The sequence below is a fragment of the Streptomyces sp. NPDC031274 genome (assembly GCF_055570235.1).
Map to the genome: position 1 here is coordinate 1 of NZ_JBVIHP010000357.1, position 1,176 is coordinate 1,176.

2 protein-coding genes are annotated in these 1,176 nt (G+C 69.6%); one reads left to right on the plus strand and one right to left on the minus strand.

What is annotated here, in order from left to right:
• Positions 1 to 378 precede the first annotated feature (378 nt).
• Positions 379 to 600 carry a hypothetical protein gene (locus ACZ5CR_RS46350; RefSeq protein WP_468870059.1) on the plus strand — a complete coding sequence of 74 codons (222 nt, stop codon included), beginning with the start codon at positions 379 to 381 and terminating at the stop codon, positions 598 to 600.
• 38 nt (positions 601 to 638) lie between these two features.
• Here the strand turns inward: ACZ5CR_RS46350 and ACZ5CR_RS46355 are convergent.
• Positions 639 to 1,176, minus strand: a 538-nt coding sequence (locus tag ACZ5CR_RS46355; protein ID WP_468870063.1) for a thioesterase II family protein, incomplete at its 5' end; no start/stop codon positions are given.

Below are 1,176 nucleotides of genomic sequence, written 5' to 3' on the forward strand. Positions count from 1 at the left end.
CAACGAGAGCTTAATAGGAATCCCCCGTCGGCCGTAACTACGCGTCTGACCTCGGCATTTGCGGCACGTCGTGAGGGAACGGAACGAATCTGCGGAGCATCCGGGCGCTTCCCCGGGCGCGGGAGCCCCGATCCGCCAGCTCCATCGGTAGGAGTGCGCGGTGGCGCCCGCATACTTTCGTCGCTTGCGAGCCGGCCCGAGATGGCCGGAACGCCCTGCTCGGCGTTGTCCGGTGGAGCGGCGCATGGCTGAATACCGCCCTCCTGCCCGGCCGTTGGGGGCACAAGTCATCGCACGGCGTGCTGCTGATCGTTAGCTTTGCGAGCGCCACGTCATCGACATTGCTCCAAAGATCCAAACCGTTACGGAAAGGCACCCATGAAGTTCGACCTCCTCCAGGCCTCCGGTGTGCTCCTCCTGGTGCTCGGTGCCCAGGGAGCGATCCGCCTGTTGATCGACCACGACCAACTGGGCCTGCTCAGCAAGCTCGACGCCGGCTTCGGCGGCACCCTCACCGTGTACGCGCTCGCGGTCGTCGCCGGTGCCGTACTCGCGGGCTGGTCACGCGACCGTGCGAAGGCGCTGGGCCGCCGGAAGTAGCCCGATGCCGCCCCTGGGGGGCCGGTGGCCGCGTGCGCTCAACGGGGGCCGCCCAGGGCGGCGTTGACGATCGCACCGATCTCGCGCCCGTGGTCGTCGAGAAAGAAGTGCCCACCGGAGAAAGCGTGCACGTCGCACCCGGCCTCCGTGTGCATGTGCCAATCGGCCGCCTCGTCCGCCGGGACCCGGGCGTCATCCTCGCCCCGGAGCACGGTGACGGGCGCGCGCAGCGTGGCGTCCGGTTCCGCGCGGTAGGTCCGCACCGCCTCGTAGTCCGCGCGGATGGCGGGCAGCGCGAGGCGCAGCAGCTCGTCGTCCGCGATCAGAGTCGCGTCGGTCCCGCCGAGGGCACCCATCTCCGCGATGACTCCGTCGTCGTCGAGGTGCCGAAGGTCCTCCACGTCACGGCATGACGAGGGTGCACCGCACCCGGAGGCGAAGAGCCGTTCGAGGCCGAAGCCGGCACTCCGTTCCAGACGCAGCGCCACCTCGAAGGCGAGGACGGCGCACATGCTGTGCCCGAAGAGGGCGACCGGCCAGTCGAGCCACGGTTCGAGTTCCGCCGCGACCAGGTCG